This window comes from Oleiphilus sp. HI0123, assembly GCF_001635315.1.
Map to the genome: position 1 here is coordinate 1 of NZ_LWGE01001617.1, position 758 is coordinate 758.

General features: G+C 39.3%; 1 protein-coding gene. It reads left to right on the top strand.

What is annotated here, in order from left to right:
- Positions 1 to 758: HAMP domain-containing sensor histidine kinase (locus tag A3761_RS21700; RefSeq protein ID WP_197473171.1), on the top strand; the 758-nt coding region annotated here is incomplete at both ends.

Below are 758 nucleotides of genomic sequence, written 5' to 3' on the forward strand. Positions count from 1 at the left end.
AGGAAAAACGCAAAGAAGCCCTGCAAGCAAGTGAATCTAAATCAAAGTTTCTAGCCGCCGCTAGTCACGACCTTCGACAGCCGTTGCAGTCGATAGAGTTTCTCGCTTATACGATTAGTCATACGGACTCAGTTGAAACTCAGAAAAGGATTTTTCCTAAGCTAAACTCGTCAGTAAAAGCCTTGCGTGAATTGCTTGATTCACTGCTTGATCTTTCCAAAATTGATGCGCGCGCGATAACGCCTGAAAATGATCATGTTGCACTTGATAATATCATTCAAGAAATGGCCGATCAGTTTGAAGGTCAGGCTTTATCTAAAGGGATAAAATTTCATTTATCGTTGAAGAGTGTCTACGTGCATAGTGATGGAAAACTGCTTGGAAGGATCTTTTCCAATATTATTGATAACGCAATTAACCATTCTCAGGCTAATGACATCATGATATCGATAAACAAATTAGATGATGACGGCCTGGTCAAGATTAGTATTAAGGATTCTGGCAAGGGTATATCTAAAAAGTTTAGAGATAAAGTGTTTGAAGAGTTCTTTCAGCTAGAAAACCCAGAGCGAGATAGAAGTAAAGGACTCGGCTTAGGTTTGGCAATCGTAAAGCAGCTGTCTGAACTCCTAGGCGTTTCATTAGACATGAGGTCTTCTAATTCGGGTACTGAATTTATTCTAAAGCTACCATATGTTGAATATAAACCTAGATCTGATGAATACCTTGAACAAACCAACAAGACTGCTCCTCTAAAG